The sequence below is a fragment of the Ignavibacteriota bacterium genome (genome assembly GCA_016708125.1).
In the GTDB taxonomy this organism is placed as follows: Bacteria; Bacteroidota; Ignavibacteria; order Ignavibacteriales; family Melioribacteraceae.
Map to the genome: position 1 here is coordinate 2532033 of JADJGF010000001.1, position 22770 is coordinate 2554802.

Consider the following 22770-nt stretch of genomic DNA (forward strand, 5'->3'; position numbering starts at 1 on the left):
TTAAGAAAGTTAACATACATTGTTGCGGTAAAAAGATTTCAGATTTTTCCTAAAAATAAATTACGAGAGTTGAACATGGCCAAACTAAAATTCGTTCCCAAAAATTTTCTACATAATATTTAAAATTAATTTTGCAACTTTTGAAAGCAATGTGAATTATTTGTCATTCAATAATTCTAAAGTTGGTAGATGGTAATCCAAAGTTTTAAAGTGTTACATTTTTTATAATTTATTTTCTAATTAGATTTTAAGAAAAATATTCTTTACAACTCTAAGATTTTTCTATTTTACAATGAAGAAATTTTAATTTCTAAACGTCTATTGTAATACAAATTTTTGAAGGGGAAAACATGAAAAAAATATTGATATTACTTTTTATAATTTCGTTTGTTTCAACAAACTATTCTCAACAAATTGGACTAAGTTTTATGTTTGGTTATCCGCAAGGAGAATTTAGATCAAATGTTGATAGAATGGGATTTGGCGGACAATTACATGGAACTTTTTGGACTCCATCTCACGAAATGCCTTATACAATTGGTGTTGATCTGGGTTATATGGTTTATGGTCAAGTAGATGAACGAAGACCTTGGATTGGATTTCCCGGAGTTTATTTAAATTTAAGCAGGACAAATAGTCTGGCAAATTTACATGTGTTAATGCAGATTAGCCCTTTCTTTGGAACAATTAGACCTTATGCTGAAGGACTTTTCGGCGGATCATATATATTTACTCAGTCTTCTGTCCGTGCTGATTATGAAGATGAAGACATTGCGTCCACAACAAATTATGATGATTTCACATGGAATTATGGCGGAGGCGTTGGCTTGCAAATTAAAATTGCCGGTGAAATGGAAAATGTTGATGCAGTTTTTTTAGATTTTAAATCACGATATTTATATGGAACAGAAGCAGAATATCTTACTGAGGAAAGTTTGATTGAAGTTGATAATAATGGAAATCCGATTTTTGAAGCACAAAAATCCAAAACTGATTTCTTATCATTTCATATTGGTTTTATTGTAAACTTAAACATAATTAGTAGTGAATGATTTTTTAACTCATTGTGCAAATAAGTTTTGAGATGGGGGAAAAAGTCAACACAAATAATTAAAAATTTATTTGTATAAATCATAATAAATTAATTCAATCTTTTTTTTCTTTAGATAAAAAAATAATTTTAACTTTTTAAAAGTTAAATTAATATTGCTTGTCATTTCCATGAATTTTCCTGAGTTTGGCAGAATTTCGCGAACCCAAAGAGAATTTAACAGATTCTCATCCGTTAGCTAACATATCCCGGAATGATATTTAAAATATTTTAGAATTATTTAATAAGATAATTTGTATTTTAAATACAAGAACGATAGGAAACTGCAAAAAATGAAAAGGAAAATTTTATGAAAGATATAAAAGGTAAAATTTTATTAGTCGTTAGTATTTTGTTCGGATTAATGTTCATAAACGCGGGATTAAATAAATTTTTTAATTATATGCCAATGCCTGAAAATATGCCGGAAGAAATGATGAAATTGTTTGAAGCATTTGTTGTAATTGGTTGGTTATTACCATTAATTGCGGTTGCTGAAATAATAGGCGGAATTCTTTTTATGATTCCTAAATTTAGGGCACTTGGCGCAGTTGTTATTTTTCCGGTTATGGTAGGAATTCTTTTAACTCATATTGTAAACGAACCTTCCGGATTACCGATTGCAATTATACTTTTTGCAATTAACATTTGGGTAATTATAGAGAATCGTGCAAAATATCTGTCGATGATTAAATAAAATCAAACACTTTTTTTTTTATTCAAATAAATTTCTAATCAGAAGATATTTAATATTAGAGATTGATGGATTTCAATCTCTATTTTCTAAACTCCTCAAATAATTTTCATTAAGAAATCCTAACAAATTTTTGTCATATTTTATCCTACAAAAAATTTACAGCCAACAATCATAAATCAATCGATCACTATTTAAAAGTATTTTTCCAAAATGTATATCTCTTTGTGTATTTACTAAAATAATCGAAAAATTTCGTATCAAATATATTTCTTAAAATATCAATAAAGTGGTAAAAAAAACTTGACTTTTGAACTATAAAAGCATTATTTTTCTTGTAGTGGGTAAAAGTGTTTAATATTCCCAAATAATAGGATAAGTTAATGTTTTTAGGCAGTTTTAATTACTCAATTGACTCAAAAAGCAGAGTTAGCATTCCTGCTAAACTGAGAAAATTTTTGGACCCAAAAGCTAATGACTCTTTTGTGTTAACCAGAGGAACTGCCAAATGTATTGATATTTATCCAATGAATCTTTGGGAAGAATTAGTAAACGAGAAATTGAAAAATTTAAACAGTTTTGAACCCAATGATGCACTTTTTCTGAGAATGTTTTTACAGCAGGCATCTGAAGATAAACTTGATACCCAAGCCAGATTATTAATTCCAAAAAATTTAATTGAATACGCTCAAATCGAAAAAGATGTTCTTATACTTGGTGCAATTAAAAGAATCGAAATTTGGAATCCCAACATTTACGAAGAATACTTAAAAACCAGTGAGCTATCCTTTGAAGAAGTAGCTAAAAAAGTTATGGGTGCTTGACGTATGGCTTATCATGTGCCGGTTATGTTGGATGAAACAACAGAACTATTAGTAAAAAATCTATCGGGCACATACTTTGACGGCACTCTTGGTTTTGGAGGACATTCTTCAAATTTTTTACGTCATCTTGATAATAATTCAAAAATTATTGCAACAGATAAAGACATCGCTGCAATTAATTATTGTGAAAATTTATTTTCCGGTGATGATAGAATCACAATTTATAATTCAAGTTTTACGGAAATAAAAAACATTTCTCTTGTAGAAGGCATAAACGGTTATGATGGAATTTTTGCCGATTTAGGCGTTTCATCGTTTCAATTTGATAATGCAGATTCTGGTTTTACATATAGAGAAGAAGCAGATCTTGATTTACGAATGAATAAAACAATTGGCGAGCCTGCTTATAAATTTATCAATTCTGCCGATGCAAACGAAATTGCAGATGTGATTTTTCAATTTGGTGAGGAGAAAAATTCAAGAAAAATTGCGCGACAAATTTTAGCAGAAAGAGAAAAAAAGTTTATTAAAACTACAACTCAGCTAAAAGAAATAATTCAAAAAATTGTTCCGGTAAAACATTTAAATAAAACTTTATCAAGAGTTTTTCAAGCATTAAGAATTTATGTAAATAATGAACTTGAAGAGCTGAAATTATTTTTAGAAAAGTCAGTTGAATTGTTGAATGAAGGCGGAAGAATAGTAATTCTTTCTTATCACTCATTGGAAGACAGAATTGTGAAAGATTTTTTTAAGTATGAATCATTAAGCTGTGTTTGTCCTCCGGAAGTTCCTGTATGTGTTTGCACAAAAAAAAGCAGATTGCAAATAATTACAAGAAAACCATTAGTTGCCGATGAAATTGAAATTAAAAATAATCCAAGATCAAGGAGTGCAAAATTAAGAGCAGCACAAAAAATATAACAAAAAAAAGCAGCGGCTTTTTTAAGAATGTTTTTATAGTTGTTTTTACAATTGCTCCATTACTATTCGCATACATGTTTACAATTAAAGAAATCAAAAACTTGAATGCGTTTAAGAATCTTAAATTAGAAGAACTAAGAGAAAAAGAAAATAAACTAGAAATAAAAAAAGTTGAACTGCAAAGACTAACTTCTGAAGATGAAGTTGTACAAAAAGCTAAAGATAAATTTGCACTTGTAAGAATTGATAACTTAAGTAAAATTTCTGTGAATAAAAACCAAATTGAAAATATCAAAAAATTTATAAGCAAAAAGTATGAATAATAATCGCGCATTACTCATATTGATTTTTGTACTTGTTGCCTTTGTGGGATTGGTAATTCAATTATTCTCTGTGCAGATTGGAGATCATACTACATATAAAGCTAAAGCTGATAAGCAGCAAAATTCTGTACATATTGTTAAAGCTGAGCGTGGAATTATTTATGATCGTAACAGAGAAATATTAGCATATACAAAAGATGATGTTTCTCTTTTTGCTGATGCAAGAATGCTGAAAAAAAGAACCAAAAGTAAAGAGAAAGTTGCGAAAGAACTTGCAAAAATTTTTAAGACAGACTCAAAAAAATATATTAGAATGATAAATAACAGTAAGGGAAATGTTTGTCTTGAGAAAAAAATTCCCAAAGATAAATCTCTCTTACTAAACAATTTTGTTGTTGATGGATTTTTTAAAGTTGAAGATTATACAAGAGTTTATCCGTATAAAAATATTACTTCGCACATTTTAGGTTATGTTGATAAGCAGTCTGAAGGTCTTGCCGGGCTTGAAAAAATGTACAATGAACAATTACGCGGAATTGACGGCGAGCTTCATATTGAAAATGATGCAATTGGCAAAACTGTTTCAATAAATTATGATGAATCTGTTTCTCCGGTTCCTGGCTATTCATTTCAGCTTACAATTGATAAAGTTTATCAAAAAATATTGGTGACAGAATTATTAGATGGGGTAAATCTCTATAAAGCAAAATCGGGAATTGGAATAATTGCAAATCCGCAAACCGGCGAGATTTTAGCAATGGCAAATGTTCCGGATTATGATCCTAACGAATATAATACATTTGATGATTTCTCAAGAAGAAACCGAGCATTAACCGATACATATGAGCCGGGTTCAACAATGAAATCAATAGTTATGGCAATGCTACTGGATCAAAATTTAGTTGAAGAAAATAATATTGTAAATACTGAGAACGGAAGATATAGAATTAAAGGTGCTTTAATAAGTGATACGCATGAATTTTCAACTTTAACAGTAAGAGGCGTGCTTGAACAATCCAGTAATATTGGAATGGTTAAGCTCAGTGAAAAAATAAACAGCAATGATTTTTATAAAGGTTTAAGAGATTTTGGTTTTGGAAATTTTACATCAATTGATTTACTTGGAGAAACAAGAGGGAATCTTAAAAAACCAAATCAGTTTTCAAGAATAAGCAAAGCATTCATGTCTCATGGTTATGAAATTTCAGTAACTCCAATTCAAATGGTCATGGCTTATTCAGCAATTATTAATGGTGGAAATTTGCTTCAGCCATTTGTTCTAAAAAAAATATTAGAATCAAATGGAGAAGTTGAAGAAGAATTTGAAACTAATAAAATTAGACGAGTAATAAGCGAAGAGACTTCCAATAGAATGAAAGATATTATGTTAGGCGTGGTTGAAAACGGAACTGGTTCAAACGCTAAACAGAATAATGTTTTCGTCGGCGGGAAAACGGGAACTGCACAAAAATTAGTAAATGGCAGATACTCAAGCTGGGAATATAATTCATCATTTATCGGATTTTTTCCTGTAGAAGATCCCAAAATCATTTGTTTTATTTTACTTGATGCACCGCAAGTTGGAAGATATGGCGGGCAAGCAGCCGCTCCAATTTTTAAAAACATTACATCAAAAATTCTTGAAACAGATTTTTCTATAAAAAGAAATAAAAATAAGATTGAGCGAAACGAGCTTATTCAAAATTTAATGACCGAAGTAAATATAGTTGATAAACGTGATGAGGAAACATCGTTCGCAAATGTTTCTCATGAGAATACGAAAGAGAAATCTAAACTAAAAATTAAAAAATCTATAATGCCGAATTTAATAAACAAAACTATTAGAGAAGCAGTTTCTATTTTGAGTGAATTAAATATCAAATATTCGATTGAAGGTTACGGAAGAATTGTTAGTCAAAGTGTAAAATCCGGAAGTTCAATTTCCTCAAAGACCGAGTGTCAATTAGTTTGTTCAAACACAACATTGGGGAAAAACTAATGTTGTTAAGCAAAATATTAAATAGTGTTTCAGTCGTTCAAGTAGTAGGTAATCCTGAAATTATTGAAATTAATAAAATAACTATTGATTCAAGAGAAGCACAAAAAGGCTCAATATTTTTTGCTCTTAAAGGATTAAAAACAGACGGACATAAATATATTCAACAAGCAGTTAGTAATGGAGTATCAACAGTTGTTTTAGAAGACGAAAATCCCAATGTGGATAGATTATTAAGCAGCAATAATGTTGCAAAAGTTTTAGTTAAAAACGCAAGATTGGCACTTTCTAAAATTTCAAGCGAATATTATGAAAATCCTTCTGCAAAATTAAATCTTGTTGGAATAACCGGTACAAAAGGGAAAACAACTACTTCATATTTCTTAAAGAATATTTTTGAAAATGCCGAATTGAAATCCGGCTTAATTGGTACAAATAAAAATATGATTGGTGAAATTGAAATTCCTACAAAACTAACAACACCGGAATCTCATATTATAAATGAATTGATGTACGAGATGGTAAAAGAGGGATGTGCAAATTGTATAATGGAAGTTTCATCTCACTCGGTAGAAATGGAAAGAGTTTCAGATCTTGATTTTAATGTTGGAGTTTTTACAAATATAACTTCAGATCATTTGGATTATCACAAAACATTCGAAAATTATTTAAGTGCAAAAAAGAAATTCTTTACTTCAATGAAAAAAGATGCAAAAATAATTTTTAATAAAGATGATGAAAATTATTCCTCATTGTTGTCTGAGACGAAAGCATATAAAATTTCATATTCATTAAATGTTAATTCAGACTTTAAAATAAATAATCTTGAGTATAATCTTGATGGAACTAAGTTTGATTTGAATTTTCAGAATCAAAATTATAGTGTGGAAACAAAATTAATTGGTCAGTTTAATGCTTACAATGCCGCAGCGGCAATTGGTGCATCAGTGTTTTCTGATATTTCTATTTTAAAATCAATTGAAGGAATTTACTCAACCAAACAAGTTCCGGGAAGATTTGAAGTTATTTCATCTGAAAAGAAAAAAGTAATTGTTGATTATTCGCACACTGCTGATAGCCTGCAGCAAGCATTGGATGCAATAAAACACATTGTTAAAACCGATAGACCAATTTATACTGTTTTTGGCTGCGGCGGCGATAGAGATAAAACAAAACGACCGATTATGGGAAAAATTGCAACCGATAACAGCAAATTTGTTTATGTAACTTCAGATAATCCTAGAAGTGAAGATCCTTATGATATTATTAAAGACATTACTTCAAATCTGAATTCAAGAAATTTTAAAGTAATTGAAGATAGAGAAAGTGCAATAAAATCAGCAATCAAAGAAAGTGAAGACAACGCGGTAATTTTAATCGCCGGAAAAGGGCATGAAAATTATCAAGAAATTAATGGTATTAGAAATTATTTCTCAGATAAAAAAGTTGCGGAAAAATATTTATAGAATGAAAATAACTTTAGAAGACATATTTAATCTTTCATCATCAGTAATCTACAATCCGGATTTATATAAATCGGTTTCTTCTGTTTCGACTGATACAAGAACAATTAAAAAGAATTCTTTATTTGTTGCAATTAAAGGTAAAAATTTTGATGGTCATAATTACATTAATGAAGCAATAAACAAAGGTGCTTCAGCAATTGTTGTAAATAGAAAAAAAATTGCGTTATTAGATAATGTTGATTTGCCGATTATTTCCGTAAAAAATACTGTTATGGCTTACGGTGAATTAGCAAATATCTGGCGAAATAAATTTTCCAGAAAAGTTATTTCTATTACCGGAAGTAACGGAAAAACTACAACAAAAGAAATGGTTTCTCATTTACTTTCATCAAAATATAAAATTCATAAAACAATTTTAAATAATAATAATAATATTGGAGTTCCATTAACAATTTTATCGACACCAAAAAATGTTGATTTTATTGTGCTTGAGCATGGTACAAATCATTTTGGTGAAATTGAATACACGGCAAAAATTGCACAACCGGATTTTGCACTAATAACAAATATCGGTTCTTCACATTTAGAATATTTGAAATCCGTAGAAAAAGTTTTTGAAGAAAAAGTAAAGTTGTTTGATTTTGTCAAGGAAGATGGAAATATTTTTTTAAATGCTGATGATAAAATATTGAGGAATCAAATTAAAATTCGCAAGAATGCTTTAACCTTTGGTTCTAATAAAAATGTTGATGTAAATTATAATATTCTTGGAATTACTAACGATTCAAAATATAAAATAAAGATAGAAGGATTTAACAAAAGTTTAACATTAACAATTCCGTTACTTGGCAAAGCAAATGTTCAGAACCTTATAACAGCAATAACAGTATGCTTAAAATTAGGTTTAAGTAAAAATGATATTATTAATTCTATAAAAACATTACAACCGGTAAAAGGGAGATTGTTCGAGTTTGATTACAAAAATTTTACAATAATTGATGACACATATAATGCAAATCCGGAAAGTGTAAAAAATGCAGTTGAAGTTTTATCAAACTTTACAAAAAGAAAAAATAAAATTCTTGTACTTGGAGATATGTTTGAATTAGGTGAAGATGCAAAACAAATTCATACAAATCTTGCAGAAAATATTAAACATGCGAAAATTAACTTACTTATTTCAATCGGTAAAAATACCAAATACTTAAATGACTCAATAAAATTAGGCAATTTATCACGTTTTCATTTTGATAATAGAAAAAAAATGAATTCTTTTCTTGAAACTTTAAACTATGGTGATTCGGTTATTTTGGTTAAAGGTTCAAGAGGAATGCACATGGAAGAATTTGTAGAAACTATTAAAAGGAAAAATGCATAATGCTATATCATCTTTTTAATTACTTAAATGAGCTTTATGCACCGCCTGGATTTGGAATATTTAAATTTTTGTCGTTTAGATCGGCGCTTGCCGCAATAACTGGGTTGTTTTTAGCATTCTATGTTGGACCAAAGATTATTACTTACTTAAGAAGAAAGCAAATTGGTGAAACTATAAGAGAATTAGGTCCGCAAACACATAAGCTTAAGGCTGGAACACCAACAATGGGCGGAGTAATAATAATATTTTCAGTAGTTGTACCAGTTTTACTTTGGGCTGATATAAATAGTTCATACATTATTCTTGTTTTAATTGGAACATTATGGCTGGGGATAGTTGGATTTGTAGATGATTACCTAAAAGTTGTAATGAAAAAATCAAAAGGATTAATTGCAAGATATAAACTATTAGGTCAAGTAATAATAGGGCTTGTAGTTGGATGTGCAATTTATTTTTTACCAGAGTTTAGTGAATATAATACTCAAACAACTTTGCCATTTATGAAAAATCTAAATTTCGATTTTTCATTGTTTTATATCCCTATGGTAATTTTTATTATTACTGCGACATCAAATGCCGTAAACTTAACAGATGGTTTAGACGGATTAGCAATCGGATCAATGGTAATAGTAATGCTTGCAGTTGCTATACTTAGTTACGTTTCTGGAAACAGAATTTATGCAGATTATTTAAATGTAATATACTTGCCAGGTTCCGGTGAACTTACAGTTTTTATTGCAGCCTTTATTGGTGCTGGTTTGGGATTTCTCTGGTTTAATTTTTATCCAGCGCAAGTATTCATGGGCGATACAGGCTCTTTGGCTTTGGGTGGAGCTTTTGGAATTATAGCTATCTTAATAAAAAAAGAATTACTAATTCCCTTACTGGGCGGTGTATTTTTTCTTGAAACAATATCTGTAATAATTCAAAGACTTTATTTTAAGTACACAAAAAAGAAAACCGGAGAAGGTAAAAGAGTTTTTAGAATGGCTCCAATACATCACCACTACGAGCTTATGGGATGGGCAGAACCAAAGATTGTAATTAGATTTTATATCATAACAATAATTTTAGCAATTGTAAGTTTAGCATCATTCAAAATACGTTAATGGATATACTAAATAAAAAAATAAGCATTCTTGGTGCTGTTAGAAGTGGAATAAGTGCTGCAAAATTAGCACAAAAAAAAGGTGCTATTCCATTCGTTAGCGATATGAGCGATAATTCTGAAATTAGAAAAAATATTTCTGTCTTAGATGAACTTAATATTGAATATGAACTTGGGCAACATTCAGAAAAAATATTTGATTGTGATTTTATTGTAACAAGTCCTGGAGTTCCGTCAAATTCAAAAGTAATTGTTGAAGCAAATTTGCGCGGGATAAAAATTGTAAGTGAAATAGAATTTGCATATTGGTTTTGCAAAGCAAAGATTATTGCAATTACTGGAACAAATGGAAAAACTACAACAACAAGTTTGTGTGAGCATGTTTTGAATAATTCCGGACTCAAAGCTTATGCAGCCGGTAATATAGGTTTGCCTTTTTCAGAAATTGTTGATGATCTGGGAAAAAATGATTTTGTGGTTTTAGAAGTTTCAAGTTTTCAGCTTGATTTTATTGACCTATTTACACCTGACTTTGCAATAATGTTGAATATTACTCCAGATCATTTGGATAGATATGAAAACAGATTTGATCTTTACATAAAATCAAAAATGAGAATTATTAAGAATCAAAATGAACAACATACTTTTATCTATAACGGTGATGATGAAAATATTCCTGTGGGTTATGTATCAAGCAAAGTTAATCTATCAGCTTTCTCAATTGAAAAAAACATAAGTAATGGTTGCTTCCTTGATGATGATTGGATTGTTTATGCTCAAGATGATTATGAAGAAGACATTTGCCAAGTTGAAGATTTGTTGCTTAAAGGCGACCATAATTTAATGAACTCAATGGCAGTAATTAATGTTGCAATGAAAATTGGAATCGATAAAGAATTAATAAAAACTTCACTTGGAACGTTTAAAGGTGTTGAACATAGATTAGAGTTTGTAAAGGAAATTAATGGAATCAAATTTATAAATGATTCAAAGGCAACAAATGTTGATTCTGTTTGGTATGCATTAAGAAGTTTTGAGGAGCCAATTTATTTAATATTAGGCGGTAAAGACAAAGGCAATAATTATAACGATATTAAAGAAGAAGTTAAAAAAAGAGTAAAAAAAATATATGCAATCGGTTCTTCTTCACAAAAAGTTTTTGATTTTTTCAAAAATATTAAGCCGGTAGAAATAGTTGATTCCCTTAATACTGCTGTTAAAAATGGATTGAGTGAAGCTTCAGACGGTGATATTGTATTGCTATCACCGGCTTGTGCAAGTTTTGATATGTTTAAAAATTATGAAGATCGCGGATTTCAATTTAAATCAATTGTGAATAGTATAGAATGAAGAATTTAGCTAGAATACTTATTGGTATTGTATTGTTTCTAATCGTACTTGGAGCAATAGTAATTTTCTCCGCAAGAGGATATACATTTTTTATTTCTCATATAGGAAAAGTTGTTTTCGCAACTGCTGCTTTTGTTTTATTTGCTGTAATTCCTTACAAGAATTATAAAAATATTAGTAAATATATGCTTGTTGGAATTATTCTAGCTCTAGTTTACACACTTTTCTCACCGGCAGTAAAAGGTGCATCAAGATGGATGAATTTGGGTTTTATGAGCTTTCAACCTTCTGAGTTTGCTAAAATATTTTTACTTATTCATTTGGCAGTACTTATTGAAAAAAAAGGCGATACAATAAAAGATTTTAACAATGGCTTAAAGTATATGCTGCTTTGGATCGGGGCTGTATGTCTTTTAATTTTTGTTCAGCCGAATGTTAGTACAACAATTATTGTTGCTTCAACTTCTTTTGTATTACTTTATGTTGCCGGGGCAAAAGTTTTACATTTAGGCGGAATAATTGGCGGTGTTGGAATAATTGGCGGTGTTGGTGCAATGGCATTTCCGCATTCTAGAGGAAGAATTTTAAGTTTCATCCATAGCATTACCGAAGGTGGAAGTATAAATCTGCAAGTTCTGCAGTCAAAAATTGCACTAGGCAGTGGCGGACTTTTTGGATTGGGAATTGGAAAGAGCAGACAAAGTGATTTATTCCTTCCGGAACCCCATAATGATTTTGTGTTTTCAGTCGTTGGCGAGGAACTTGGTTTTTTTGGTGCGTTAGCAATTTTATTCGCTTATATGGCAATATTTTTTGTTGGACTTTTAATTGCAAAAAAAGCAAAAGATGATTTTGGTCAGCTTTTGGCTTTTGGCATTTCATTTACAATTGTAATGAGCGCATTCATTCATGTTGCTGTTGGGCTTGGACTTTTACCAACAACCGGTATAACATTACCGTTTATAAGTTTTGGCGGAACATCCATAATAATATTTTCAATCTCATTAGGGATACTAATTAATATTGCTTTAATATCTGATAAATTCAGAGAAACCAGACGGGCAAGAGCATGAGCAGTAAAAATTATAATTTTATTTTTGCTGCCGGCGGAACCGGTGGACACTTATATCCCGCGGTTGCTGTTGCTGAACAATTAAAATTACTGATGCCAAATTCTAATATTCTTTTTGTAGGGACAAAAAATAAAATTGAAGCAAAAGTTATTCCGCAGCTTGGTTACAAGTTTAAAACAATTTGGATAAGTGGATTTAGAAGAAATTTAACAATTAAGAATTTATTATTTCCAATAAAGTTGGTAATTGGTTCTGTTCAATCGTTCATAATTAATTTTAATTATAAACCTAAAGTTGCAATTGGTGCTGGAGCATATGTTTCAGGTCCAATTATAATAATGGCAAAATTATTTGGAGCTAAAGTTATCTTACTTGAACAAAATAGTTTTCCGGGTGTAACAAATAGAATGCTTGAAAAAAGAGCGGATCAAATACATTTAAGTTTTGAAGATTCAAAAAAATATTTTAAGTATCAAGAAAAATTAAAACTAAGCGGAAACCCAATACGTACAACGTTAAAACTATTTGGTAAAAAAAAATCTTTGCAACATTTCAAATTATCTGAAAATAAAAAAACTTTGCTTGTATTGGGCGGAAGTCTGGGTGCAGCATCAATAAATTTTGCAATAAAAGAAAATTTAAATTTTCTATCAAACAATAATGTCCAGATAATTTGGCAAACTGGTGAATTGTATTATGATGATTATAAATCTCTTACAAATGAAAATGTAAAAATATTTCCCTTTATAACAGAAATGGAAAAAGCATATTCCGCATGCGATTTAATAGTTGCCAGAGCAGGTGCAACAACAATTGCAGAAATTGCATATTTAGGATTACCAGTTTTATTTATTCCTTCTAAAAATGTTGCTGCAAATCATCAATATAAAAATGCTAAATCTTTATCTGATAATTATGCTGCATTGTTAATTGAAGATTCCGAATTGAATCTGAAATTAGGCAGTTTAATTTTAAAATCAATTACGGATGAAATTTTGCTAAATAAATTAAGCAAGAATATAAAAAGTTTTTCGAAACCTAATGCAGCAAAGGTAATTGCAGAAGAAGTAATAAAATTAGCTGAATTAAATAAAAATTAAGAGTGCGTGAATGTTAAAAAATATTATTAAAAAAATTCATTTTGTTGGAATTGGCGGAATAGGAATGAGCGGGTTAGCAGAAATTTTAGTTAATCAAGGATTTAAAGTTTCCGGATCTGATTTATCATTAACAGAAATTACCGAAAGATTGCAGTCAATTGGTGTGGAAATTTTTCAAGGGCATTCCAAAGAAAATATTAAGGATATCGATTTGGTAGTTTATTCATCGGCAGTTAATAAAGAAAATCCGGAAGTTAAAGAAGCAATTGACAGAAAAATTCCAACAATAAAAAGAGCGGAAATGCTTGCTGAAACAATGCGAATGAAAAACGGAATCGGCATTGCGGGAACTCATGGTAAGACAAGTACAACTTCAATGGTTGGATTGGTTTTAACAGAAGGCGGAATTGATCCAACAATTATTGTTGGCGGAAAATTAAGCAGTCTTGGTGGAACCAATGCCAGATTGGGAAACGGTGATTATATTGTTGTAGAAGCTGATGAATTTGATAGAACATTTCTTCAACTTACACCAAGCATTGCAGCTATTACAACTTTAGAGAAAGAACATTTAGATACTTATAAAGATTTGGATGATATCAAATCTGCATTTATACAATTTGCAAACAAAGTTCCTTTTTATGGTTTTGTTGTTTTGTGTTTAGATGAACCGGCACTGCAAGATATCATTCCCCATATTAACAAAACTATTATTACGTATGGCATTTCTCCGCAAGCAGATGTGAAAGCTGTTGATATTAGCTTTGATAAAAACCAAAGTAGCTATACAGTTATTTACAAAGGTGAGGAATTAGGAAAAATAAATTTAAATTTGCCGGGATTACACTACGTTAAAAATTCTCTTGTAGCAGTTACTATTGCAAAAGAAATGGGAATAAGTTTTGAAACTATAAAAAAAGCTCTCGGTGCTTTTTCCGGTGTTTATAGAAGATTTGAAAAAAAATATGATGAGAAAATTTTAGTAGTTGATGATTATGGTCATCATCCAACTGAAACAACCGCAACATTGTTGGGAATAAGAAGCGGATGGAAACGAAGAATAGTTGCAGTATTTCAGCCGCACCTTTATTCAAGAACGAGAGATTTTTACGCAGAATTTGGAAGATCATTTTTAAACTCAGATATTTTTATTTGTACAGATGTTTATCCGGCAAGAGAAAAACCAATTGATGGAATTTCTGGAAAATTAATTGCAGATGCCGCAAAAGATTTTGGTCATAAAAATGTTATTTACGAATCGGATAAAAATAACATACCAAAGTTACTTAACAGCATTGTAAAAAATGATGATATTGTTATTACTCTTGGTGCCGGCGATATTTGGAAATATGGTGAAAAGTTTATTGAAGAATATAAATTAAAACTAAAAGATGAAAACAATAATTAGAATAAAACATTCAATATTATTATTTCTGCTAATTTCAATTGTAGGATTACTTGCATTTTCATTAGAGAGCAGTGATTTAAACTCCATCAATAAATTAGAGATAGAAGGAGCAAATTACTTAACAATCAATCAATATCTTGAAATTGCTAATCTTACTAATTTTAAGAAAGATCCCAATATTAATATTACAGTTATTCAAGATCGTTTGGAAAAACATCCATATATAAATAATGCAGATGTATGGCAGGCTGAACGCGGTGTTATAAAAATTATTTTGTATGAAAAAAAATTGGAAGCTTTACTTTTAACAAATACCAAACAGTTTTTGATAACAAATAAAGCAGAAATAATTCCATTTTTTGCATCCACAAAAAACATTGATCTGCCTGTAATAGTTAATCTTAAAAATGCAAATAACATTTTAGCTTTTCGTAATGCCGGAAAGTTTGAGAATTTAATAAAAGCATTAAATATAATTTCTGCGTCTGAAATTTATGATGAAGAATTAAATAACAGAATTTCTGAAATAAATTTTAACGAAGGGAACGGAATTACACTGACAATTTCCGATTTAGAATTTCCAATTTATCTAGGAGATGACTCAGAAATAGAAAAGACAATTTATTTATCAAAAATCATAAAACACATTCGACGAAATAGATTATTTGAATATATGGATTATCTTGACTTAAGATTTACAGATTTAGTTTACTTGGGTTTTGATAATAAAATAGTTGCTACAGAGGAAACAATATGAAAAAAAATATTATTGCGGGATTGGACTTGGGAACAACAAAAGTCGGTGCTGTTATTGCTGAACAACTTGATAACAAAATTGATATTCTTGGTTTTGGAGTTGCACCATCGGATGGATTAAACAGAGGACTTGTTGCCAATATTGCAAAAACTGCAGAAGCAATAAAACAAGCTATGACTATTGCTGCAAACCGCGCAGATATTGATGTTAGAGCAGTAAACGTTGGTGTTGCAGGCGAACATATTACAAGTTTAAGACATAGAAATTATATTACAATAAATAACCAGGATAAAGAAATAACTCAAGCTGATATTGACAGACTGAAAGCAGATGTTAAAACTATCAGAATTCCGGCTGATCGACAAATACTTCATATAATTCCTGAAGAATTTTATATTGATCATCAAGGCGGAATTGAAAACCCAATTGGAATGTGCGGAAGCAGATTAGAAGCACTCAATCACGTTGTACTTGCTTCAATTCCCGCAATGCAAAACATAAAAAAATCTGTTGAACGAGCCGGATATACCGTTCAAGATTATATACTTCAACCAATTGCATCAAGCGTTTCTGTATTAGAAGAAAATGAAAAAGATCTTGGAGTTGCGCTTATCGATATTGGAGGAGGCACAACTGATATAGCGGTGTTCCATGAAAAAAGTATAAAATATACAAAAGTTATTGGCGTTGCCGGAAATCAGGTTACAAATGATATTAGAGAATCACTTGGAATTGTAACAGAAGAAGCCGAAAAGCTAAAAAAAGAACATGGCTATGCTTTAGAAGAAGCAATTATTAAAGATGAAGATATTTATATAAAGGGTGTTGGTGCGCGCGGAAATATTAAAATTCCGGTTTCACTTCTAACACAAATCATTCATGTAAGAATGAAAGAACTTTTTACTTTGATTGATAATGAATTGCGCCAAGCCGGATTTAAGAATAAAATAAAAGCTGGAATTGTATTGACCGGCGGCGGTTCATTATTAAGTGGTGTAACTGAATTAGCTGAATCTGTATTTGGATTACCAACAAGAATTGGTGTTCCCTTGGATTTAGGTGCTGGATTATCAAACGAAATTGAAAGTCCGGAATTTGCAACTGTTGCAGGTTTAATTAGAGGAATGCCCGGCACAACAAGTTCACAAGCAATGTTCACAATTAAAAATAAAACAAATGTAAAGGATTTAGGAATTTCCAAATTCTTTAAAAAAGTTCAAGAATTTTTTGACGAATTATAAATAAAAATACAACAAGGAGGAATCATGCCCAGTTTTGTAACACTCGATAAGGAAGATATGTTATCAGCCAAACTTAAAGTTGTTGGAGTTGGCGGCGGTGGCTGTAATGCTATTGAAAGTATGATGCAGCGCGGCTTAAAAGGAGTTGAGTATGTTGCTGTAAATACAGATGCTCAAGTTCTTAAAATGAGCAGTGCAAATCATAAAATTCAAATTGGTAACAATATTACAAGAGGGTTAGGCGCAGGAGCTGATCCTAATGTTGGCAGAAAAGCTATTGAAGAAGATAGAGAAAAAATTACAAAAATTCTTGAAGGCAGCGATATGGTTTTCGTTACTGCCGGAATGGGCGGTGGAACCGGAACAGGTGGTGCTCCTGTAGTTGCATCAATTGCAAAAAGTTTAGGTGCATTGGTAATTGGAATTGTTACAAAACCATTTAAGTGGGAAGGTAAACGCAGAATGCTCAATGCTGATGAGGGAATTCATGATTTACGAAGAAGTGTAGATAGTTTAATTGTTATTCCGAATGATAGATTATTAAGCATTTTAGATAAAACTGTTTCCGCAAGAACAGCATTTGAAAAACCAAATGAAGTTTTATACGAAGCCACAAGAGGAATTGCCGATATTATTACAATCCCCGGAATTATAAATGTTGACTTTGCTGATGTTAGATCGGTAATGAATTCGAGCGGTGAAGCTTTAATGGGTGCCGGAACTGCAAGCGGCGAAAATAGAGCAATTGAAGCAGCACAAAAAGCAATTTCATCACCTTTGTTAGATGGAATTAGTATTAAAGGTGCAAAAAACATTTTATTAAATGTCACAGGCTCCGATGATCTTACAATGCAGGAAATTGATGAAGGTAATAAAGTTATTTATGAAGCGGCAGGTGAAGAAGCTAATGTAATATTTGGCTGGGTTGCAAAAGATGAAATGAATGACAGCGTTTCATATACTGTAATTGCAACAGGATTTGGAGCAAGTGCTAAAAAGGAAAGTAAAATAATTAACGAGAAAAAAGAACAAGTCGAAGAAAAAGATAAAAAATTTGCGGGTTATACAGTTGAGAATTTTGAAATTCCAACTGCGTCTGAAGAATTAGATACACCAACAATATTTAGAGTGAAAGGAACCAACAGAATTCTATCTGAAGAAAATCTTGTACCAAGAAGCGGATTTAAAATTGATCAGTTGGATGCATTTGACGGAGTGAAAGTTGAAGATAATAAAGATGAAAAGAAAAACAGAGGTGGTTCATCATTTTTAAGAATGATGATGGACTAATATATTTTTCAAGTTTCAAATAATTAAAAAAAGGCTGTCGTTGATTTCATCCTTGTTGTGGTAATCTCGTCAATTACCATCCGAAATCAGTACAGCCTTTATTTTTTGCGAAATTATAAATAATTTAACAATTTTTAATTACGTCAAATTTCGGTAAATTTATCGCTTAAAAGAAATCAATTTTATGAAAAAAACGATTTTAATATATATTTTTGCAACAATCAGTTATTTTGCTCAGTCAGAATCTCAAGTCGGGTGGATTGCAAAATTTGGCGGAGCCGGAGGTTTTTCTCCAGTAATTTTATTCCCAAATTATGATGAAGTAAATCTTCAAATTTCAAAACTTGGAATGAATAATTTGAGCGGTCCTTTGTATGCTTGGGGCGGAAGCGGCTATGCTTATGTAATGATTATAGATAATTTGAGATTTGGTGGAATTGGATATAGCGGATTTCAAACAGAACAATCAAATGTTAATTCATTTGAAAATGAAGTTGAATATTCTTTAGGCGGCGGCGCAGCAACTATAGAATATACAATGCCTTTTGTAAAAAATATCGCTCTTTCTGTTGGGTTAATGATTGGCGGAGGCAGTTTGGAAATTGATATTTATCAAAATAGAAATGATAATAATTGGGATAATATTTGGGATTTGGCAGCTAATAATGTTGTTGATCAAAACAAAAATTATCAAATTTCAAATTCGTTTTTTCTGTTGGCTCCAACAATAAATGCAGATATTCCGGTTACAAGATTTTTAGCAGTTAGAGCTGGTTTAGGATATCAAATTGCAATCGGTGACAATTGGGAAATTGCAAATCAACAAAAAATAATTAACGTTCCTTCTGGATTAAACGGAAATAGTTTCTTTATTCAAACTGGAATATTTATAGGACTTTTTGCTTTCTAAAAAATTATGAAAAACTTGTTAGTTACCGGCGGTGCCGGATTTATTGGAAGTAATTATATCAATTCACTACTTGGTGAAAGAGATGATTTAAGGATTGTAAATATTGATAAACTTACTTACGCGGGAAATCTTGAAAATCTGCAAAAGGTAGAAAAAAATCCAAACTACACTTTTGTAAAAGGTGATATCGCAAATAAAGAATTGATTGATTATCTTTTTCAAAAATATAAATTTAATTACGTTATTAATTTTGCAGCTGAATCTCATGTAGATAGAAGTATTTTGGGATCGGAAATATTTTTTACGACAAATGTAATTGGTACAAATGTACTTTTAGAAGCAGCAAAAAGATATAATGTTGAAAAATTTCTTCAAATATCAACGGATGAAGTTTATGGAAGTTTGGGCGAAACTGGATTATTTACTGAGCAGACACCGCTTTCTCCTAATAGTCCTTATTCTTCAAGCAAAGCTTCTGCTGATATGATGGCACTTTCTTTTTATCATACCTATGGATTACCAGTTGTTATCACTAGATGTTCAAATAATTACGGACAGTTTCAATTTCCGGAAAAATTAATTCCTTTGATGATAATAAATGCTTTGAATAATAAAAAACTTCCGGTATATGGTGATGGCTTAAATGTTAGAGATTGGATTTATGTTATTGATCATAACAAAGCAATTACACTTGTTTTAGAAAATGGAAAAATAGGAGAAGTTTATAATATTGGCGCAAGTAGAGAAATGAAAAATATCGATATTGTAAAATTGATATTAAATAAATTGGGAAAGGATGAAACGCTTATTGAATATGTTAAAGATAGGCTTGGTCACGATAGAAGATACGCAATAGATTCAACAAAAATTCAAAGTGAATTAGGTTGGTCACCAAAATTTGACTTTGAAAATGCGATAGAAAATACAATAGATTGGTATATTGAAAATAAAAATTGGTGGGAAAAAATTATTTCAGGAAATTATAGAAATTACTATCAAACACAATATGGAACTAGATAAAAAATATGTATAGAAATTTAACTAAGATTTTATTCCTAATATTATTTGTAAATTCATTAGAAGCTCAAATTTCATTAAATGATGGTGGATCATCCAGTTCTAATTCAATTTTAACACTTCAGCAAATTTCTGTTACAATAGGTGGAGAGTTTATTGTTAATGGTACTTTCCCTGCATCCTCAACAGAAAGAGTAGATCATTTTTTATCAAGATTATATAACGAAGCTAAAGTTAGATCTATTTCTTCTGTAAGCGAAGTTTATCAAAAACAATTGTTAGAAGAAGAATTTGCTAAGTTTGCTTGGAGAGGTATTAAACTAATAAGGGTTAGTGGTGATGAAATATTCCTTGACTTAGCAAAATTTAGATTAACAGGGGATTTTAAATATAACCCTTATTTAAAAAATGATGATGTGATTGTTTTCCCGGCACTGGATCTAAGCAGAAACTTTATAGAAATTACTGGAGCAGTTAATAAAATTGAATTAGAAAATAAATTTGAACCATTTAGATTTCAATTTTTGGAAGGTGATAAATTATCTGATGCAATTCAATTTGCTCAGGGAATTAATCTTGCATATGAAAATGTAAAATTTGCTGAAATTTCAAGACTCAATTATAATGGTTTATCAGAAGAAATTATTTTAGTAAATATTTCGGATGATACGAATCTGCATGCTGGGGATAGAATAAGAATTTTAGCTGATGATACTCAAAAGAAAAATTTCAAAATTTTAATTGAAGGAGAAGTAAACCAACCAGGTTATGTTTACATTACTAAAGATAATACTACAATCAAGGAAATTATTGAAAAAGTAGGTGGCTTTAAATTAGGTGCAGATCTTGATAGAGCGGAATTAATACGTGGGGCAAATATTTATAACTCTCCAATTTTTTCCGAAAGGTTTGAAACTATTATGATGCAAAGAATGGCAAATATTGAAATTGAAGATTCACTATCATTTTTGGTTGACAATGAATTAAGATATTCCAGAGGAAACTTATCAATTGATTTCAAGAATATATTAGACAGTAATTCATTAGATAGTAAGTTTATTGTAAAAGACAGAGATTATATTTTTGTTCCAGAAAAAGTAAACTTAGTATATGTATTTGGACAAGTTGCAAGTCCAGGATATATTGAATTTGTTGATGGCAAAAACATTGATTATTATATTGAAAAAGCAGGCGGTATTGGTAAAACAGCCAAAGGAGAAATTTATTTAATTGAGGGTACTACCAGGTCTTGGATAGAAATTGATGAAGATGTATCGTATGACATAAAACCTGGGGATTATATTTGGTTACCTAAAGAACCTCACAGGAGTTTCAATTATTATCTGAATCAAATAGGAAGTATAGCCGGTATTGTTGGAGGTGTTGCAACAGTTATTGTATTGTTGTTACAACTTAAGAAATAAATTTAATTTTTGACAAATAAATAAGGCAATTAATCAATTATGAGTGAATCTAGAGGTTTAGATTTGTTGGATTATCTGGTGTTTATTTTAAAGTGGAAAAAGTTGTTGATATCATTAACAATTTTTACAATTATTTTTTCTTACGTAACAATTTATTTTCTAATAGATGAACAGTTTGAATCAACTTCTGTTGTTATAACTTCTGAAAATGAAAATACTAGTGGATTAGGTTCACTTATGAAGAGTTTTTCAAATCTCCCTATTGGAATACCTGGACTTAGTTCATCTGGTGCTGATACGGATCTTTTTACAACAATAATTTATAGTAGAACCAATTTGCTGAAAATAATTGATCGGTTTGATTTGTATAAAGCATATAAAGAAAAAACAATGGAAGAAACTATAAAGGTTTTAGCTGGAATAATAAATGCTGAGGAAACAAAAGAGGGTGCATATGAGATTAAAATTAGAGACAAGTCGCCACAAAAAGCTGCTGATATGGTTAATTATATTGTGAAACAACTTAATGAAACACTTATTGAATTAAACATTGCTAAGGCTAAAGATAATAGATTATTTATGGAAAAGAGATATGAAGAAATTAAGAGTAGTTTAAAAATTGCAGAAGATTCTTTAGTTATTTATCAGAAAAATAGCGGAATTTTATTAGCCGAAGATCAGTTACAAGCAAGTTTTGAAGCTTATACCAAACTTGAAGCAGAATTAGCTTCGAAACAAGTTGAATATAATATTTTAAAAAAACTATATGGCGAAAATTCCCCGCAAATTGAAGCAGCAAAAATTTCGCTTGAAGAATATCAAATTAAACTAAATAAAATAAAAAATGGAAAAGACGGTTCTAATTTAATACTGTCTTTAACAAACTTGCCACAAAAATCAATGACCTATCTTAGATTCTATCGAGATGTTGAGATATATAACGCAATGTTAGAATTTATTATTCCAGTATATGAACAATCCAGGTTTGATGAACAAAAAAATATACCTCTTTTGCAAGTTATAGACAAAGGTATTCCAGCCGAAAAAAAAGCCTTTCCTCAAAGAGCTTTATTATCAATTTTAATAACAGTTATAGTATTACTAATGGTGCTTTTCATTATTATCATTCGTGAATTATTAGATAAAACAACGAACGATAAGGTTTTATTGATTAAAAACGAGATTTTTAAATTTAAGAAGTACTAAATTTTGAGCACTCATTGGGAACAATAATCGAGAACAATCTAAGATTTTGGGAATTAGATTTTAAATGGAAATTATTTTTATTGAGTTTATTATCTGCAAGTTCTCTTATTTTTTTAATGCAAATAGGTAATGAGTTTCTAATTTTATTTTCAGTTTTAGGTTTAATCACATCTTTAGTTTTTATTTTTAAC

Annotated in this window: 20 protein-coding genes; all 20 read left to right on the plus strand. The window is 30.2% G+C overall.

The window, feature by feature from the left end; all coding sequences use genetic code 11:
* Positions 1–350: 350 nt before the first annotated feature.
* The 20 genes from IPH62_11085 (at position 351) to IPH62_11180 (ending at position 22579) form a co-directional block, all read left to right on the plus strand.
* Entirely contained in the window at positions 351–1052 is a 702-nt protein-coding gene (locus IPH62_11085; protein ID MBK7105815.1) for a hypothetical protein, read from the plus strand.
* A gap of 357 nt (positions 1053–1409) precedes the next feature.
* A complete protein-coding gene (locus IPH62_11090) occupies positions 1410–1787 on the plus strand; it encodes a DoxX family protein (GenBank protein ID MBK7105816.1) in 378 nt (125 codons plus the stop codon).
* A gap of 380 nt (positions 1788–2167) precedes the next feature.
* Positions 2168–2608: a division/cell wall cluster transcriptional repressor MraZ gene (gene mraZ, locus IPH62_11095; protein MBK7105817.1), complete on the plus strand. Its 441-nt coding sequence runs from the start codon at positions 2168–2170 to the stop codon at positions 2606–2608.
* Between the two features lie 3 nt (positions 2609–2611).
* Complete coding sequence (gene rsmH / locus IPH62_11100; GenBank protein ID MBK7105818.1) at positions 2612–3532, plus strand: 16S rRNA (cytosine(1402)-N(4))-methyltransferase RsmH; 921 nt, start codon at positions 2612–2614, stop codon at positions 3530–3532.
* A gap of 101 nt (positions 3533–3633) precedes the next feature.
* Positions 3634–3855, plus strand: a complete 222-nt coding sequence (locus IPH62_11105) for a hypothetical protein (protein MBK7105819.1) — start codon at positions 3634–3636, stop codon at positions 3853–3855.
* On the plus strand, positions 3848–5854 hold the full coding sequence (locus IPH62_11110) for a PASTA domain-containing protein (GenBank protein ID MBK7105820.1): 2007 nt from the start codon (positions 3848–3850) through the stop codon (positions 5852–5854). The genes IPH62_11105 and IPH62_11110 overlap by 8 nt, the downstream gene beginning before the upstream one ends.
* A complete protein-coding gene (locus IPH62_11115) occupies positions 5854–7317 on the plus strand; it encodes a UDP-N-acetylmuramoyl-L-alanyl-D-glutamate--2,6-diaminopimelate ligase (GenBank protein ID MBK7105821.1) in 1464 nt (487 codons plus the stop codon). The genes IPH62_11110 and IPH62_11115 overlap by 1 nt, the downstream gene beginning before the upstream one ends.
* A 1-nt stretch (position 7318) precedes the next feature.
* The gene (locus IPH62_11120) at positions 7319–8695 is read left to right on the plus strand and encodes a UDP-N-acetylmuramoyl-tripeptide--D-alanyl-D-alanine ligase (protein MBK7105822.1); all 1377 of its coding nucleotides are present in this window, start codon (positions 7319–7321) and stop codon (positions 8693–8695) included.
* A complete protein-coding gene (locus tag IPH62_11125; GenBank protein ID MBK7105823.1) occupies positions 8695–9804 on the plus strand; it encodes a phospho-N-acetylmuramoyl-pentapeptide-transferase in 1110 nt (369 codons plus the stop codon). Before IPH62_11120 ends, IPH62_11125 begins: the two co-directional genes overlap by 1 nt.
* The gene (locus tag IPH62_11130; protein ID MBK7105824.1) at positions 9804–11153 is read left to right on the plus strand and encodes a UDP-N-acetylmuramoyl-L-alanine--D-glutamate ligase; all 1350 of its coding nucleotides are present in this window, start codon (positions 9804–9806) and stop codon (positions 11151–11153) included. Before IPH62_11125 ends, IPH62_11130 begins: the two co-directional genes overlap by 1 nt.
* Positions 11150–12226 (plus strand): FtsW/RodA/SpoVE family cell cycle protein, encoded by a 1077-nt coding sequence (locus IPH62_11135; protein MBK7105825.1) that lies wholly within the window; start codon positions 11150–11152, stop codon positions 12224–12226. The genes IPH62_11130 and IPH62_11135 overlap by 4 nt, the downstream gene beginning before the upstream one ends.
* Complete coding sequence (gene murG, locus IPH62_11140) at positions 12223–13326, plus strand: undecaprenyldiphospho-muramoylpentapeptide beta-N-acetylglucosaminyltransferase (GenBank protein ID MBK7105826.1); 1104 nt, start codon at positions 12223–12225, stop codon at positions 13324–13326. The genes IPH62_11135 and murG overlap by 4 nt, the downstream gene beginning before the upstream one ends.
* A 10-nt stretch (positions 13327–13336) precedes the next feature.
* Positions 13337–14734: a UDP-N-acetylmuramate--L-alanine ligase gene (locus IPH62_11145; protein MBK7105827.1), complete on the plus strand. Its 1398-nt coding sequence runs from the start codon at positions 13337–13339 to the stop codon at positions 14732–14734.
* Positions 14718–15491 (plus strand): cell division protein FtsQ/DivIB, encoded by a 774-nt coding sequence (locus IPH62_11150; GenBank protein ID MBK7105828.1) that lies wholly within the window; start codon positions 14718–14720, stop codon positions 15489–15491. The genes IPH62_11145 and IPH62_11150 overlap by 17 nt, the downstream gene beginning before the upstream one ends.
* Complete coding sequence (ftsA, locus tag IPH62_11155) at positions 15488–16732, plus strand: cell division protein FtsA (GenBank protein MBK7105829.1); 1245 nt, start codon at positions 15488–15490, stop codon at positions 16730–16732. The genes IPH62_11150 and ftsA overlap by 4 nt, the downstream gene beginning before the upstream one ends.
* Before the next feature lie 24 nt (positions 16733–16756).
* Positions 16757–18022 (plus strand): cell division protein FtsZ, encoded by a 1266-nt coding sequence (gene ftsZ / locus IPH62_11160; protein MBK7105830.1) that lies wholly within the window; start codon positions 16757–16759, stop codon positions 18020–18022.
* Positions 18023–18206: 184 nt separating this feature from the next.
* Entirely contained in the window at positions 18207–18932 is a 726-nt protein-coding gene (locus tag IPH62_11165) for a hypothetical protein (protein MBK7105831.1), read from the plus strand.
* Positions 18933–18938: 6 nt separating this feature from the next.
* Positions 18939–19952: a dTDP-glucose 4,6-dehydratase gene (gene rfbB, locus IPH62_11170; protein MBK7105832.1), complete on the plus strand. Its 1014-nt coding sequence runs from the start codon at positions 18939–18941 to the stop codon at positions 19950–19952.
* A gap of 5 nt (positions 19953–19957) precedes the next feature.
* Entirely contained in the window at positions 19958–21373 is a 1416-nt protein-coding gene (locus IPH62_11175; GenBank protein MBK7105833.1) for an SLBB domain-containing protein, read from the plus strand.
* Between the two features lie 39 nt (positions 21374–21412).
* The gene (locus IPH62_11180; protein ID MBK7105834.1) at positions 21413–22579 is read left to right on the plus strand and encodes a hypothetical protein; all 1167 of its coding nucleotides are present in this window, start codon (positions 21413–21415) and stop codon (positions 22577–22579) included.
* Positions 22580–22770: the final 191 nt, after the last annotated feature.